The organism is Bradyrhizobium sp. SOJA106 (genome assembly GCF_059448745.1).
The window spans coordinates 2,004,013-2,020,421 of record NZ_CM182549.1 but is presented as its reverse complement, the minus strand read 5'-3'; the positions used below and the strand labels follow the sequence as shown (position 1 = coordinate 2,020,421).

Below are 16,409 nucleotides of genomic sequence, written 5' to 3'. Positions count from 1 at the left end.
AACGCGCCGCGCAACATGCTCTACGCGCCAAAGATATCATCAAGCGCCCACGGGACTTCGTTTCCAGGGGCGAGCACACTGTGGAGAAGCCGCTCACGCTCCTTGAAGAAGCTGTGGCCCTGGCCCTAGTCGGGCAAGGAAGGCGTACGCGTGATGACCCGCAGCGACCGCGACATCATTGTCGACAAGATCCAGATTCAGCAGGCCGCGCTAAACCTGATACGTAATGAAATCGAGGCCATGACTTCCTGCCCGCGCCGCGAAGTTGCCAACGTCGACACGTATACCGTTGCTGATAAGGGGCCCTGCATCAAGAGCTGATATCGCCGACCGACTGATCCAGCTCTTTCGCGACCAAAAGCCATGGCGTGCGTGTGAGGCTATCAATCTGCCGGACGATCATCGAATCACATAGCAGCCATATCGTCGTGGAAGCGACTCCGAGTAGCAGCACGATCCTTAAGACGGCATTTGCGGAGCTTAGCGAAGAGACATGATTGGGCGGCGAATTCTTGTGATCGACGATGACGCCGCAATGCGGGACTCGCTCGCATTTCTTCTTGATGTAAACGGTTTCTACGTAGCAACCTATGAGACGGCGACCGCGTTTTTTAATGACGTCGCGAGCGGTCCAATCGATTGCATCGTGTCAGACATCCGTATGCCGGGTATGAGCGGTCTCGAATTGGTCAGAAAAGTGAAGGCCAATCGCGTCGACTGCCCGGTTATCTTGATAACTGGTCATGCCGACGTATCGCTCGCAGTCGAAGCGATGAAAGCGGGTGCGGTCGACTTCATCGAAAAGCCGTTCGAAGAGGAGGTACTGTTGCGCGCGATCAATAGTGCGTTGAAAGCGCGGCCAACGAAGCCCGCCGATGATGCAGCGAAACTGCGGGCGGAAGCCCGCCTCGCGGACCTCTCCTCGCGCGAACGTGACGTCCTGCAGGGACTATTAGCCGGCAAGATCAACAAGGTGATCGCCCATGATCTGGGCATTAGTCCTCGGACAGTCGAGGTTTACCGTGCAAACCTCATGGCCAAGGCCAATGTCCGCAGCATGTCCGAGTTGATGCGGATCGCCATTACCGCGGGACTCTAGCAGGGACGCACATGGTGCGAATGGCCTATTCATGCATTCAAGCTGCGCAGTTCAGCCGACGAACGGAGGTTGGCAGGTGCACAGCGCGGAGCCGATCATGTTTTCGGTGGTGGCTATTGATGCAACACAAGCTGCTGGTTTCTTGGAATCACGACGGCACATGAAGCAGATCAATGCGGTGCCCAAATTTGTGTTCCGATGAACAGCAGGTCTGACCGCCCGAAGACCGGCATAACTCGGCAATATATTGGTCGGTCCTCCAACGGAGCTCCCAGTGCGGGCTTCCGTGAACGCTCGGCTGGGCTACAGTCACTGCGGTCTTAAATCAACGATGGCGTGGGTTGGAGGCGCATGATCATCAAGCCCGTCGATGAGGTCGGCCGCCGTACATCGATCCGTGTTTGAGCAACCAAGGGACCGCGCCGGCCCCATTCAAGACGCCCTCCTCATCGGACTTACGTATAAATACTTAGGGGCTTCTACCTAGGGAAAACAACCAGATTTCCCAGTTCGTCAGGAACAGACAATCTGCGTCACATCGACGTTCGCAAGGTAGGGTCCCCGATGCACGCCAGTTTTACCAAGAGCTGCCGCCATCGGACCAGCGTCTTGCGTGGGCAACTTCAACACTTCGGCTAAGTTGCTATACGCCAGCTCAAATCGGAGCGCGCTACTTTTTCGCGTCGAACGGCGCGGACGAACGCGGCGCAGCGAAGGACGCCAAATTCGGCTTAGGAGATCTTCTGAGCCGCAGAAACGCTTCCAGCCTATATTGTGCCTCCAGGAGCACCGCAATGATTATCGATCTTTTGCTTCGAGAGCATCGCAACATTGATCTGCTTCTGGTCGCTCTTGAACGCGAAGTGGAGATTTTTGAGAAAGGGATCCGTCCTGATTATGAGGTCATTCGCGCGATTATCAGCTATTTCGAGGTTTATCCCGAGGTGTACCATCATCCACAGGAAGACTTGATTTTTTCCAAGCTCAAGGCTCGCGATCCGGATGCAGCTGCAATCGTCGGCGATCTCGCGCTTGAACACCAGGAAGTCGTCGACCGTTTGCACCACTTCGCGCGGGCTATTGACGCCATCCTCGCGGATCGTGAACTTTTTCGGCAGGACGTCGGCGATATCATACGCGACTTTATAGTACGCGAGCGGCACCACATGAAGTGGGAAGAACGAGATTTCTTTCCGGCAGCTCTGAAGGCTCTCTCGGCTCAGGATTGGACCGAAATCGCTTCCGGTCTGACCGATCATGGAGATCCGCTGTTCAGCGAGACGGCGGCAGCAACTTCCGATGCGCTAAGAGCGCATATTCTGCAATTGGAGCAAGAAGCTGAGGCCGAACGGAGCTCGGTCGCGTTTGCGTGCCCCAAGGCCGCCCCCCCGTGATACGGCGCCGAGATGGACGGGCTGTATTGATCGCTGCCGTTTCACAGCAGGAAGTGGACCTCATGTTCTTCCTGTCGAATGAAAATGGGGTGCTCGCCGGCACGTAGGCTGGTCGTACCGGCAAAATGGCTTCTGCGCAATATGATCGCTGCTCTACCACGGGTGCAAACGGCGCGGCCGAGCCTTCCTGAGCTCTGGTTCCGGCATGTTCCAGAATGTGACGGTCGCAGATCGGGCAGTTGCGCGGTGATATCGCGCGAAACTGACGCCTTTTATGTCTGCCGCCCGATAAGGCCGGACGATTGCGATCGCGCGGATGCGCGCGAAGCAATCCCACTCGTTGACCCCAACCCGGTACGCTCTCAATCATCCGACGGCAGCCGGTTCGACCTGCTGCGCGCCAACTGGGGGCACTGTCAGGCCGGCTAGGTCAGCACCAACAACAAGGCAGTTGACGTCGATGAGGCCACGACGAGTAGCCGCCTGCACGGGGCTGCCACGTTCCACCAGATACCCGACGTCCTCGCATTTCTCAGCGTCAGTTTGCGAGTTAGATTATCAAGCATGGCTTGAGTCCCTTTGGCTGTATGGCGTAGCCCCACGAGACAGTCGCTTCCTGCCGCGAAATCCTCACCAAATGCCTCGAATTGCATCCGGGTCGGATTTCGGGATTCGGCTCCCGCATATTCCTGCATTCAAGAAGCATCAACGCAAAGACGATGAATTCATTCCGCTCGACAGTGTCGAGGGCTACCTCCAATTCGAAAGGATCACGGAATCCTTGGTTGATGCTGGATACATATGCGTCGGCGTCGCTCACTTTGCCCTGCCACTCGAAAGTCTTGCCGGAGGGCCCGGCATCAAACAGGCTAAGTGCAACTTCCAGGGCTACACTGACGGGCCCATTATTGGGCTCGGCGCCATCGCGATCGAGCGCATCCAACAAGGGCTTGTCGGAAAGCCATCTCAGCGAAGGACTACCTAGCTCGCATCGCCGAGGATCGGCTCGCCACCGCGAAGGGCTGTTTGCTGAGGCAGGAGCATCGTTGCTGCGCCGAAACCATCGGTCGACTCATGTGCGACATGGCAGTCGATCTCTCCTAGGCATTCAGCTTTGCTCCTCCCAGAGTTTCACCCGGCCCGCTAAGCGGCGCCGGTTTTTTTGTGTTCCCAATGGTCCATCGATCATGGAGAGCGCAAAATGACCGCAAGAGGATCAACTTTGCCGAGAACAGACCCAATCCCTGATCACCGGCCCGGCGGATCGAATGCAGCGCGCAGCTCGCGGGCGGCAGCGACCATGTTCGTTAGCGCCGGCCGAACCTCCTCCCATTTGCGCGTCTTCAGGCCGCAGTCCGGATTGACCCAGAGTTGCGAATCCTGCAGCCGGGTCCGAGCCAACGCCAGCAGCTCTTTCATTTCGCCCGTTTCAGGAACGCGTGGAGAGTGGATGTCGTACACGCCCGGCCCGATCTGATTTGGGTATTCGTAGTTCCTAAACGCGTCGAGTAGCTCCATTTTTGAGCGCGACGTCTCGATCGAGATTACATCCGCGTCCATAGCAGCGATTGCACCGATGATGTCGTTGAACTCCGAGTAACACATATGTGTATGGATTTGCGTTTTATCAGCGACGCCCGATGAGCAGATGCGGAAGCAATCCACGGCCCAATCGAGATAAGCCGTCCACTCCGATCGACGCAACGGCAATCCTTCTCGAAGTGCAGCTTCGTCGATCTGGATCATGGTCGCACCAGCATTCTCGAGATCGCGGACTTCGTCTCGGATCGCGAGCGCAATCTGGCGGCAGGCCTCGCTTCTGGGAATATCATCGCGAACAAAGGACCAGTTCAAGATCGTCACCGGTCCGGTCAACATCGCCTTCATCGGCTTCTTTGTTAATGATTGCGCGTAGCGCCACCAGTCCACGGTGATAGGCTTCGACCGCACTACATCGCCAAACAGGATCGGTGGCCTGACACAGCGCGAGCCGTAGGACTGCACCCATCCGTTCTTGGTAAATGCGAAGCCGGCAAGTTGCTCGCCGAAGTACTGGACCATGTCATTGCGTTCGAACTCGCCGTGCACGAGGACGTCGAGACCGATGTCCTCCTGCCAACGTACGGCGCGCGCAGTCTCCTCCTTGAGGAACCTGTCGTATTGCTCGTCACTCATCGCGCCCCGCGCATGGGCCGCACGCGCATTCCGAACCTCTATGGTCTGTGGGAACGATCCGATCGTCGTGGTAGGAAAAGCCGGCAGTCCAAAACGATTGCTTTGGATCTCGGCACGACGGGCAAATGGGCTCGCGCGCCGACGCATGGTCTGATCGATCGCTTTCATCCGGACAGCGACATTAGCATCACGGATTTTCGGCGAAGTCCGCCGGTCAGTCGCGGCACATTCCGACTCGGCAAGAGCTTGCGCGACATTCTGGTCGCCTGCGAGTGCCCGCGCCAGGATAGTAAGCTCTCGCATCTTCTGGACCGCAAAAGCAAGCCAGCTCTTGACGTCGGAAGCGAGCCCGGTCTCGAGTCCAACATCGACCGGCACATGAAGCAGCGAGCAGGATGGCGCCATCTGTACACGATCTTTGCCGAGCTTCGCAATCGCGGGTTCGAGCCGCTGGCGCAGCGAGGACAAATTCGACCGCCATACATTCCGGCCGTCGACGACACCGAGCGACATGACGAGATCACGTCGGCCGCCAGCTATGATCTGATTTAACAACTGTGGCGCTCGAACCAGATCGAGATGCAGTCCTGCAACCGGCAGGCTCAAGGCGGTATCCAGATTGTCGCCGAGGTCGCCGAAATAGCTGGCAACCATGATCTTGATGGCCGGGCCCTCCTTGGCGAGCCGGTCATAGGCATGCCGCAAAGATTTTCGCGCCCCCTCATCCAGATCAAGAACCAGGCAGGGCTCGTCGAACTGAACCCACTTTGCCCCACGTTTCGCCAATTCCTGCAGAACCTCGATATAGACCGGTATCAGTTCATCTAGTAGTGAGAGTGGCTGGAATGCAGGATCGGGACTCTTGCCGAGCTTTAGGAATGTGACCGGCCCGATCAGGACAGGACGGGTCTGAAAGCCAAGGGCCTTGGCCTCTTCATACTCCTCGATCGGCTTGCGAGAGCATAGCCTGAAAGTCTGTCCTCTGCGAAACTCGGGGACCATGTAGTGGTAGTTAGTATCGAACCACTTGGTCATCTCCTGCGCGGGTGCGCCAAATGCGCGCGGTCCGTGACCGCAACTCGCATCCTGATCGTCGCATTGTGATCCGCGGGCCATGGCGAAGTACGTCTTCAGCGAAACGGATTCGGCTTTTGAGGCGTAGTTCTCCGGGATGGCGCCAACCATGACACTTGTGTCGAGCACCTGGTCATACAGCGAGAAATCGTTCGATGGAATGACCGTGACGCCGATAGATTTCTGACGAGCCCAGTTCGCGGCACGCAGGCCAGCTGCGTCCTCGAGCAACTGCTGTTCGCTGCTTTTTCCGGCCCAGTAGCTTTCTAGAGCGAGTTTGAGCTCGCGCCTTGGACCGATGCGTGGCGTTCCGAGCGTGGCAACGGGAAGGGAGAGAAGAGACATAGCGTTAACCCCGTGTTGGGGGCAGAAGGCCATGGCGGACGCAGGCAGGGGAAGTCGCGCAGTGCGACGGCTGCTTGGCGCACCACCGGGACACCCCGCCCGTGGACGAATATAATGTCGGGGCAGGTCTCCTGGCTCGCGGGTCATCGCTGCTGTCCGGCCTTCCCGAAGCCGCGCAGGCTTCAGTGACATCGTTGGACAGCGGCTCGCCACTCACAGTTGCGGGGGCAGCGCCGGCATCTTCACCGGCTTCCCTCTTAGCTCCGGATCAAGTGCGACCGGAGAACCTCGACGACTTGGATTATCGAGAAGACAGGTCTTCCGTCAACCTCTCAGATCGTGTCTCAAGCTGGTGCTGCGACATCCGCTACGCGAATGACCTCGCATCTTGACGCGTTGAGCCGACGTAGAAGCGCTTTAAAGTCAGCAATATCGGAATGACGATCGCAGCTGCCTGCGGGCCGCACGCCAGATCGGTGGAAGGGACAAATGCGGCTTGCCCGGTCGGGACTGCTGCCTCGAGCAGAACGCATCTCCGGCTTCTCAGCGGTTCTTTGAGCAAGTCCACCATCCAGCCACCTTCTCGGCCAACAGGATCCGTGTTGAATAGGCCCAAGCTGGCGAGGCCAGCAACATACCCGGCCAGCACGTTGATGTGCGGTTCAGCAAGACTCCAAATGTTCGGCGGTGAAGATCGGTTTCGCCTCGTCGCCATCGAGTGCAAAGCGCTCCTAAGCGAGGCTATTCTCGAAGCGCCGCATGTCGCGATAGGAGCGGCACACGCACCATGGCCGATGGCCGCAGATGGCCAAACGCGTGGCAGAGATCGAAAGCTACGTTCTGGCAACGATGCCGAACCAAACGGTTCAATAGCGGCAAACAATTCTCATCGGGAGCTTGGTACCGAGGTGTTCCGCTGCGCCATCGAACGATCCGGTGCGGGACCAGGATGCATAAGCCGGGCTGGATAGCGCTGAACGGAAACATCGAGACATTGACCAGTCGGAAAGTCGACAAAGAGGACACAAAAGCGGTGCGAATTGCCGTGTATTACCTGGCACGAAGAATGCAAGTCTTCGGGATGCCCAGTCTCCTCCTGCTGGGCATGTCCAGCACAGCAACTTGACTGCTGTCGCCGGCAGCGAAGTTAGCGGCGCGTGACATAGAGGGGAGCGCCTGCTCGCACGGGACACCATCGGTCTCCCCGTCGCGTCGCCGCTAACTTCTTGTGCTCGCGCATAACAAGTTGAAGGTTGCCCGCTTTGGAATGACGTGTGGATGACACCACATAGGCCGGCAGTTATGAGAACAGTGTCTAGAAGACGCGCGTTATGGTTTTGTCTCGGTCGCCTCCTGATCTGCCTGGCCGGGCTGGCTGCGACGAGCAACAGTGTTCGCGCCATCGAGAGCCCCCATATCGAAAGATTCAAGTCAACGTGGCGAGCGCAAGACGGTGAGACAATAGAACAAATTATCTCCAACGTCTCGAAGGTTGCACAGTTCGTCCCTCGAATGTGGGGCGTCGCTGAACTTGACGAAAACGACTATGTTTTCGTTTTGTGGACCAGACACCCTGACGATATATTAGAGGAACCGTACTTTATCACCTGGAGGATCGCGCTCGACGGTACGTTTCAACTTGCGTCGACCTATGCAAAGCCGATCGAATTGGGCTGGCACGCCCTAGCACTCTCGTTGATCGCCACTGAAGTGAAGGAGAGTGAAAGGGACGCAAATCTTGGCTTTCTGCATGAGCCGAGCAACTTCAACTTTGTGACGACCACGCAAGGCCGCCTCGGCGATCTTCTGCGGCAGGGCCGCTGCACTATCGTTGAACCTGTTGAAGTGGACTACTTGCCGAACCAGAAGGACAAGCCGACCGAGAAGGGTGATCTGTGGCGCGTTTTGCTTTTGGTGAACTGTGATATCCCAGGACCCCGTTTTTTTACACACAACGGTGTCATCACTTTCGAGAAGAGCGAAGGGCAAGATTGGGAGCCGAAATCCCCTTTTGCCAAGCGTATCGCGGCCTTTCCTCCCGGCTCTTGGTTCGCTGGCATGGAGCCAAAGGAACGGCGAGAGTTGGAGGGGAGCGAAAGCCCTCGGTAAAATGGTCGCGCAGAGCAAGATCGCGCCGCAGCTCCTTTACCGCCGATCCCCTCAGAGCAACTGCAAGACATATCAGCCCTAAAATGTCGGTGTTTACACCTTCAACAATCGCGAGCCTTCCCGTACCCTTCAGCCCGTCAGCAAAAGTCAGGCAGCAGGATTACCTCCGGACACTTTCTGCGACGAATCGAGCTCAGCGGCGCATGCCAGTTGGCGAGATTTTGCTCCCAGCGCACGCGACGCAGAGAGAACACCGATCTGCGAGGGAACCAGCTCTCCATGCACTCTTCAAGGGACCGGGCCTGGAGATGCCTCGGCCGGACCCCATGATGAATTTTGCTGAATGACGCACAGAACTATCGCGCGACTGACTCGCGAGCATGCCGAGGCCGAGCCGGCACGATCGAGTGCTGCGACCAACCCATTAAGAGGGTAATGGGGCATTGTCGGCATACCCCTGAACACCGGCCGTTGTCCGAGGGCCCTGGCGACGACCCCCGGAGCCGTGCGCGAGGCCTCGAGGAACGACTGAGCCGGTCCTAAATTTCCTCGCGCGCATTCGTCTGCGCGTCATAGATCCGGATTTGAAGCATGGGAAAACGCTTCTTTAGTTCTGCTCCGCCTGCCCTGGCGCCGTCTCTGGTTGCGAATTCGGCTCTGAGTCGGCCATCCACTTCAAGCGCGTAAGAAGAGACCGGCAATTCCCGTGGGGCTGCAGCCATTTGATTCCCATTGTGTAGTGAGGTCGTTGAGAATGAATTTGTAGCTTGAGTCGGCTAAACCGCACCAGAGCGACCTGCCCAAGTGCCGCAATGGCGGAACCATGTTATGGATGGACGCCTCGCACCGAATGGCATCAGGATGGCACTCGCGACCGTCCGAACACGCGGGCGGCTTACCCCTCGTCCGGTGCGTATAAGACGAAGCCACGGAGGTTGCCGTTTGAGATTTTCTGGCGCAAACGCGCGCCCTCATACCGGGCTTGCTGGGTCAATCTCCACATGTGATCGCGGTGAAGCGCACTATGAGAGAGCGGCCGCCAGTCGCGCCGCCTGGGTCATGACAATCGGGTTCTCCTACGAACGGGGCGGCAGCACCACGAACGGTCATGGTGCAGCGCAGAGGTGCGAAAAGCCACAATGCGATGGGCATAAAGGCCTGGCTCTCCAAAAGAGGGCTCGGGGTTGGCGGTTTGCGCAAGCGATACCGGTTCATTTACGCAGCGAGCGTTGAGCTGAACTCCGTGGCGCCTTTCCAGTTTTCAGAGGAAGCGAGACCAGATTTCCTTCGAACATCAATCTTCTCCTGACAAGAATTTACAGCGAAATGTCGTCCCCTCGCTGAAACCGTCGGCAGCCTTCTGTCTGGCGATGCAGGTTGGCACAAAGCATAACCAGGTTGCTCGTCCCCGCCTGACTTGCACTCGACGTCGAGATTCACAGGCGACTTCTTCTCCTTCAAACGCGTGAGAAGACAGCGTTCGAGGCTTGGCCTTTCTCCCGCATACCAAGTTCGCGGCCAAGTGATCGGATCTCCTCCTCAGGTCGAGAGGGTGCAGCACGAGCCCGGTGAGAGAGATCGACGAGGCTAAGGATACCGCGACATGCACACCGGAAGAAATCGCTTGAACCTCACGCAGCGTCAGGTCGTAGCTTGGAAATGAAGGCCACGCTTTCATAGACCAAGCGTCGAAAGATGCGGCCGACTAACGGACAGACGTTTAAGCAGTCGAATGCGGCGGCGCCGAATCGTGCGTAAACATGGATCAAGAGCGAGAGGTTATTGTCGGGATGAAACACCGCGTAATGATGGTCGCAGTGTTCGCTGTCATCACATCTCCGGTCTGCGCGGCGAAGCTCAGCGGTCCTGCGCGCATCCTCGACGGCAATACGATCGAGATCGAGCGATCCAAACTTCGGCTCTCAGGCATCGAAGCTCCCGAAACTGACCAGATTTGCCTCGACGCCCACGGTCGGAAATGGGCTTGCGGCATAGCTGCTCGCGACGAGCTGATCAAGCATTCGAACGGACGAACGTGGGATTGTCATACCACGGGAGGTGATGAATACGGCAGGTCACGCGGCAGTTGCTTCATAGAAGGCGAGAACGTGAACGCCTGGATGGTACGCTCCGGTTGGGCACTCTCGTCGGGTCCATACGTCATCTATGAAGTTGTGGCGAGCAAAACCTGTGCTGGGCTGTGGTCGGGGGCCTTCATCGCCCCCTGGGACTGGCGTCGCCGCAATAAGGGGACGGTCATCATCGGCGCGAGCTCGGTTCCCGTCGACGCTCAGGCACTCCTGCTCGGATCGGCGCTGCTATCGGACCCGCCCTCGTCCGAGTGTGTGATAAAAGGCACTGTGGGCCGCAATGGCGAGCGCATTTATCACCTGCCCGGGCAACTCAGTTACGAACAAATCGACATGACCAAACCCGGTGAACGCTGGCTCTGCAGCGAAGCGGAAGCCGAAGCCACCGGGTGGCGTAAAGCCGCGCGATGAGGTGAGATGCATGAAGGCAGACCATTCTCCGACCTATCTGACCAAGATGGCGCCTTCGCGCCGCTCGCTGTTGCTGTTCGCTGTTTCGGCGGTTTGCCTACGGGTTGGCAACAACATTGTCGATGCAAAGCAAGCAAAAGCGCCGCCCAAGCCAAATAACCTGATCTCGCCCGAGGCTGCCCTGAAGCGGCTCATGGAAGGGAACGATCGCTATGTCCGGGGCGGATCACGACACGACGACTTCAAGCGCGAGCGTCAGGTTTTGGTGGATGGGCAAAATCCATATGCCGCGGTTCTGAGCTGCGCCGATTCTCGCGTGGCGCCTGAACTTGTCTTCGGCAGCGGACTTGGTGATCTATTTGTCTGCCGCCTCGCCGGTAACTTCGCCAACGATGACACGCTCGCCAGTATGGAATATGCGGTGGCCGTACTGAACACGCCGCTGATCCTGGTACTTGGCCACGATCATTGCGGTGCGATAGACGCCACGATCAAGTCGCTCCAGGACGATAAGCCGCCGCCGGGGCACATTTCATCCCTCGTTGCTGCGCTTGCGCCTGCGGTAAAAGGTTCTCGCCAGCAAACCGGTGACACGTTCGCCGAAGTAACCCGACAAAATGTAGTCGATAACGTCAACAAACTAAAATCGACGGGGCCGATTCTGAACGCGGCAGTTGAGCAGAACAGACTAAAGGTCGTCGGGGGCCTGTATCGGCTCGACACCGGCAAGGTCGATTTGCTGAGCTGACGCTGACACCCTCGCCGGCCCGCTAGTCGTTTGCCGCCTGATGCAGGGCTTCGGTCGAATTCCCGTAATTCACTCGTGCATCGGCTGCCCTCAAATGCACCGAATACAATCCGCTCCACAATTGTCATAGCTTCGGGAAGACCCTTGGTATGCGCGGCCTCTTAATTCTCGTTGCATTATACGTGCTCATATTGGCAACGCGAGGCCAGCACCAAGAAACCCTCATACCGCGACCGCCAGTATTTATGCCTGCGCGTTAATGCGCTAGTCCAACACGCAACGAGCTGACTTGTGTAAAATCGACCAGATCGACCAGGCGTTGCTGCCGCTCAGGCTCCTCCTGCAGGATCTGGAGTGCTTCTCCACCGCGACAGCCATAAAGGGTGATGGCGCCTCGGCGACAATGAATGGACGGCACCGATTGACCATGAAGTTGCGCAATACGCCGGAAGCAGTGACAAGCGCGCCCGCCGCGCCCAGCACCTTGCCCCAGGCGTGGACCACCACCAGATCTCCGCGCCCCTCATAGGACGCGCTGAGCCCCGTCTCCTGCTCGCCGTAACGCCTGTGGCATAAGCCTCGTCCACGACCAGAAACTTGGTAGCACTCGGCGACTGCGACTAGATCTTTAAGCGGCGCGAAGTCGCCGTCCATTCTGTAGAGGCTTTCCACCACGATCCGGATGCGCCCTATTCCGCCCTTGGCGCACCAGTTGCCAATCACATCTGCGACCGACTGTAGATCAATATGGGCGCTCATCCGAAACTCCTGGACGCCGCCGTCACGTTTGATGAATACTTGCGGTGTGATGTCCACTTCTAACCAACAGCTCACCCATAGTCGCGAGCACGGTAAATTCCGCTTTCGGTAACGTCGGGAGATCGGAGCGGGCCTGAAACTCAGCAGGCAAGCCGAGCCCGACTGATTCGCGATCGAGGTCCACTTCAGTTGTTCTCCTTCCATGTCCGGTTGATGACGCGTTGTGCCTGGAATCAGACACGCGAGGCGCGAGCATCCTCTCGGCGCGGCACGAGCCAAGTGATCTCGCTCGAGTCAGACACGCCGGCAGACCATGATTGATGGCACGTCGATTGCTGGGGACATGCAAAGGAGCCGCAGGCATCGCCGACCTCGCGGTTGCCAAGTCAGGAATTCACAACGTGGTTCGAGCCGGGTGGGCAAATCGGCCGTTGGAGGAGACATGGCAGAACCAGCGCTGTCGTCGGCCGTCGGAGACATAGTGCAGCAGAGGTGGATCGATCTCGCCGCCGCATATCAGTTGCTTTGCCGGTTCAGCCTCAATGAGAGCATCGACAGCCATGTCTCAGTCAGTCTTGCCGGCCCTCAACACCTTTTCTTTGAGTCAATGCGTTCGGGGAGTGGTTTAGACTGGCAAGCGCCTTTCATCGCATCACAGTCAATATCAACTGCGACACTTTCGACGATCCCTGCCGACTGGGTATCAATCCGACCGACTTCGCCGTGCGCCCGCAATCAAATTCAACGAAGTGCGGCAGCGATCGGCTCAAGACGCCGAGGACAGGTTTATGAACGCTCCACCAGAGACGATCACTCGAGTAACCGACGCTACGGCTGCGACCTGGGACAATCTGTCGCCGCTGCTCGTTGATATCCGCGCGCGTCGAAACGAATTCGCCCGAGCGCAGAAGATTCCAGACGAGATCATCGAGGGCTTCAAGCGCGTTGGCGTCTATCGAGCTTTGGTCGCCAAGCGATTCGGCGGCGAGGAGCGAACGCCGGCCGATTTTTGTCGCCTGATCGAGCGTATTTCCGAAGTCGACGGCTCCGCCGGTTGGGTCGCCAGCTTCGGCGATGGGGCTCGCTACCTCGCTGCTCTTCCGGAGGACACGCTTCACAAGGTATACGCGAATGGACCTGACGTGGTGTTGGCAGGTGCGCTTTTCCCGCTCCAGCCCGCCAGGCGAAGCACCGACGGGTTTGTCGTGAACGGCGTGTGGCCATTCGCCAGCGGCTCACCGGGCGCGGATCTGATAGCCGTTGGCATCACTGTGGAAGACGATTCGACCGGTGGCCTTGCGCGTGTAGCCGTGATGCCGGCCGAGAAGGTGACAATCCGCCCCAATTGGGACGTCATCGGTCTGCAAGGCACCGGCAGCCACGACGTCGTTGTCAACGACGTCATTGTGCCGGAAGAATGGACCTTGATCCGCGGCGGTCCGCCGACACTCGACGCGCCGATCTATCGTTATCCGTCCATGACTTTCGCTGCCCAGGCGCATGCGATTGTCGGCATCGGAATTGCGCGCTCCGCGCTAGACGAGGTGATCGCGGAGGCCGGAAGCCGCACCTCAATCACAGGAGCGCCCGTCATGGCAGAGCGCGGCTATGCCCAACTGGAGATGGCTAGAGCCGAAGCCATGCTGCGTTCCGCCCGTTCCTTCTTCTATGAGGCCACCGAGGAGCTGTGGGAGGAAGCGATCAAGGATGCGGTAAACCCGCGCACCGCGACCCTAATGCGACTCGCCGCGACAAATGCCGCGCGGCAAAGCGCTGAGGTCTGCAACATTGCGAGCGTCCTCGCTGGAAGTGCGTCGCTCTATACAACCAGCAATCTGGCGCGAGCGATGTGCGATAGCTTCGTGGTTGCCCAGCACGCAGCTCTAAGCGAGGGAACGCTCCAGAGCGCCGGCCGACTCCTGCTCGGAAGTGCAGCACAGCCGGGATTTCCATGAGGTGGTTCATCCACGTTCCGCACCCCTCCCAGCAACTGATTGCCGCACCGCGATATCATGCTGTCTGCAGCTACAAGACTTAGCGGCCTGCCAGCCTTCCTTAAAGGAAGAGTAGAAAGAGAGAGCGAGAGCCTTTCAGTCGGGCTCTTCTCAAAAGCGACCGCTCGATATCCGTGGAGCAAGCATCCCTTCCCCCGTCGCGAACATAACGAGCGGCCTCATGGGTCTCTACGCACCCGCCTCGATCATTGTCGTGTCGAGCGCGATCTACACGCATAGCCGCAACGTCTCGCGGTTTGATTCACAACGCTTCTAAGTGGCGTTTTGATTGGGAGAGATTTCGCAGCGCGATGTCGGCGGACCGGAGATCACTCGGCTGCGTCAGGAGAGAGGACGACTGCGCATGGAGCGCGACATTTCAACGCTGGTGATGCCAGTCGGAAGCCAACAAGATCGAAATGATGAACTGACGACTCATGATCGCCAACTCTCGCGATCTTCTGGACAAGACGAACACACGACATCACACAAGAAATATGCCGTCCAATGTACCAGGAGCGCTCGCGCGTATATGCCCATCCAAAAACGGTATGCGCGACGCCATGTCGACCGATGGCGGATCACTTGCTATCGGCGAGAGGTCGGCGGCTTGAGTTTTATGCGGGTCAGCTCAAAAGACCTTGAATCGCACGTAGCGTCACGTTGTACCATTTTGAAGTCGGCTGACGAGGATGCCCCGCAAGCGGACCGAGCCGATGTTTGCTGCCGACCTCGGTGAGACGATGATACTGGTGCGGTCGATGTGTCTACGGCAGAGGGGGACCCAGGTGGGCCAATCACCGCCTGCGGATCGCTCGAACGCGCTCCGAGCGCTCGCACAAATAACAAGGTACTTCTTCCCACGCCGCGGGGATGGTGGGTCGCGGCGTTCTTCGGCCGGCCCGCTGATGCCATGCGAACAGCCGCGGATCGCCTCTAATCGGCCCCACTCACTAAATCCGCATGACTTTGCCGCTTCTCAGGACAACGGACAATACTTCCCTCCAGCTGTGCGAGCCAGTGTTGAGCCGCGTTCTGTCAATATCGTTTTGAAACAAGGAATGACACCAGATTTCTGCGACCATTGATCATTCCGTAATTAGAATTTGCGGCGAACGTTTTGCCGCAAATAACGTCGGCAGCGCTCCCTCTGTCGACGACTAACTTCCGCCCGGCCATCCAAAGAGGCCGGGCGCTTTTTTTTGCGTCACTGAATGACAGTTTTGGATTGTCCTGGCCCGCGGTGTTTCATGATTGCGAAGGGTTAGGGAGAGAGAGAGAGACAAACGTAAGCGATCGAGCATGAGTTCGACGATCTCGTCGATCCCTGCGCGTGATGACAACGGTCGACGATCCGACCGTGTGCCCGGACGCAGCGCACGGTGCTGCCCGAGATCGAGCGCTCGGTCGGGCGCCCATCTGTCCCGGTGAGCTCTCGCGCCCGGATTTTCTCGGCTACGGCTTCGACGTCGTGCAGGTGGGTGACAGCAGGGATAAGCGCGCCTTCTGATCAGGAAGGGCGTGATCAGAGAAACGTTCTGCGCTAGATCACGTGAAGCTCTGCATCCAAATTTGAGTGGCCTTCGCGCAACCGACTGACTATTATCGAACCATGTCTCGCCTTGTGTGTCTAACTGCTACTATCACCCTTACGCTGCTGTCGGTCGTCGCGCACGCTGCGCCAATCAAAACGGGGCCCAAGCCGGTCTGGCAAGGCTACGGCTTCCTGCCCGGCTATCGCCAGCCGCTGAGCAACAGCATTCCACTCTACAAACAGAAGGACTTGATGCGCCGGTTCTCGCGCGCCGACCGACGCCACTGGTATATTGACCCGGTTCCTCAGTATTTCGGTTGGGACGGCGAGTGGCACTATTTCGGCCAACCCGGCTTCCGCGGCGGCCGCTACAACGGAGGCAGTTTCGGGCCGTGCTGGACGCGGACGCCGATCGGGCCCATCTGGAATTGCGGGTGATCGGGCCGCGCGGTTAGGAGACACTTCGCGCCATTGCGCCGGGATTACGTCGCGGCTTTTACTGACGTCCTCTCCCGATCTTCGTGATCGCGTTGCCGCCACATAGGCACGGCGTGCTCGCAGATTCGATGATCAGCTCCGCGTGCGGCAAATGAGCAGGCAAGTAACCGCAATTGGGATGACGATCTTGATCCGATCCGGCGCGAGATCGGCCGCTGATGATCGCCGCCGCCCTCTAC

General features: G+C 58.3%; 11 protein-coding genes and 1 riboswitch. Of the genes, 8 read left to right on the top strand and 3 right to left on the bottom strand.

Annotation, left to right across the window (positions count from 1 at the left end):
• Positions 1-153: 153 nt before the first annotated feature.
• The 3 genes from AC5V87_RS08975 to AC5V87_RS08965 all read left to right on the top strand — a co-directional run bounded on the left by AC5V87_RS08975 (position 154) and on the right by AC5V87_RS08965 (position 2,493).
• A complete protein-coding gene (locus tag AC5V87_RS08975) occupies positions 154-321 on the top strand; it encodes a hypothetical protein (protein ID WP_495370697.1) in 168 nt (55 codons plus the stop codon).
• A gap of 172 nt (positions 322-493) precedes the next feature.
• Positions 494-1,099: a response regulator FixJ gene (gene fixJ, locus AC5V87_RS08970; RefSeq protein ID WP_495370696.1), complete on the top strand. Its 606-nt coding sequence runs from the start codon at positions 494-496 to the stop codon at positions 1,097-1,099.
• Between the two features lie 794 nt (positions 1,100-1,893).
• On the top strand, positions 1,894-2,493 hold the full coding sequence (locus tag AC5V87_RS08965) for a hemerythrin domain-containing protein (protein WP_495370695.1): 600 nt from the start codon (positions 1,894-1,896) through the stop codon (positions 2,491-2,493).
• A 550-nt stretch (positions 2,494-3,043) separates the two neighbouring features.
• Here AC5V87_RS08965 and AC5V87_RS08960 read toward each other — a convergent pair.
• Together AC5V87_RS08960 and metE are read right to left on the bottom strand one after the other, a co-directional pair.
• A complete protein-coding gene (locus tag AC5V87_RS08960) occupies positions 3,044-3,439 on the bottom strand; it encodes a hypothetical protein (protein ID WP_495370694.1) in 396 nt (131 codons plus the stop codon).
• 302 nt (positions 3,440-3,741) lie between these two features.
• A complete protein-coding gene (gene metE, locus AC5V87_RS08955; protein ID WP_495370693.1) occupies positions 3,742-6,087 on the bottom strand; it encodes a 5-methyltetrahydropteroyltriglutamate--homocysteine S-methyltransferase in 2,346 nt (781 codons plus the stop codon).
• 104 nt (positions 6,088-6,191) lie between these two features.
• Positions 6,192-6,393, bottom strand: a riboswitch (cobalamin riboswitch).
• Between the two features lie 996 nt (positions 6,394-7,389).
• On the opposite strand from metE, the gene AC5V87_RS08950 reads away from it, so the two are divergent.
• From AC5V87_RS08950 to AC5V87_RS08940, 3 genes are all read left to right on the top strand, one after another.
• Positions 7,390-8,196, top strand: coding sequence for a nodulate formation efficiency C protein (locus tag AC5V87_RS08950; protein ID WP_495370692.1), 807 nt, complete (start codon positions 7,390-7,392; stop codon positions 8,194-8,196).
• Between the two features lie 1,805 nt (positions 8,197-10,001).
• Positions 10,002-10,697, top strand: coding sequence for a thermonuclease family protein (locus AC5V87_RS08945; protein ID WP_495370691.1), 696 nt, complete (start codon positions 10,002-10,004; stop codon positions 10,695-10,697).
• A 10-nt stretch (positions 10,698-10,707) separates the two neighbouring features.
• Positions 10,708-11,445, top strand: coding sequence for a carbonic anhydrase (locus AC5V87_RS08940; RefSeq protein WP_456840469.1), 738 nt, complete (start codon positions 10,708-10,710; stop codon positions 11,443-11,445).
• Between the two features lie 264 nt (positions 11,446-11,709).
• Here the strand turns inward: AC5V87_RS08940 and AC5V87_RS08935 are convergent, their stop codons facing one another.
• Positions 11,710-12,204 (bottom strand): aminotransferase class I/II-fold pyridoxal phosphate-dependent enzyme, encoded by a 495-nt coding sequence (locus tag AC5V87_RS08935; RefSeq protein WP_495370690.1) that lies wholly within the window; start codon positions 12,202-12,204, stop codon positions 11,710-11,712.
• A gap of 788 nt (positions 12,205-12,992) precedes the next feature.
• Between AC5V87_RS08935 and AC5V87_RS08930 the strand changes: the two genes are divergently transcribed.
• The gene (locus AC5V87_RS08930; protein ID WP_456840470.1) at positions 12,993-14,159 is read left to right on the top strand and encodes an acyl-CoA dehydrogenase family protein; all 1,167 of its coding nucleotides are present in this window, start codon (positions 12,993-12,995) and stop codon (positions 14,157-14,159) included.
• 1,651 nt (positions 14,160-15,810) lie between these two features.
• Positions 15,811-16,170 (top strand): hypothetical protein, encoded by a 360-nt coding sequence (locus tag AC5V87_RS08925; protein WP_456843427.1) that lies wholly within the window; start codon positions 15,811-15,813, stop codon positions 16,168-16,170.
• Positions 16,171-16,409: the final 239 nt, after the last annotated feature.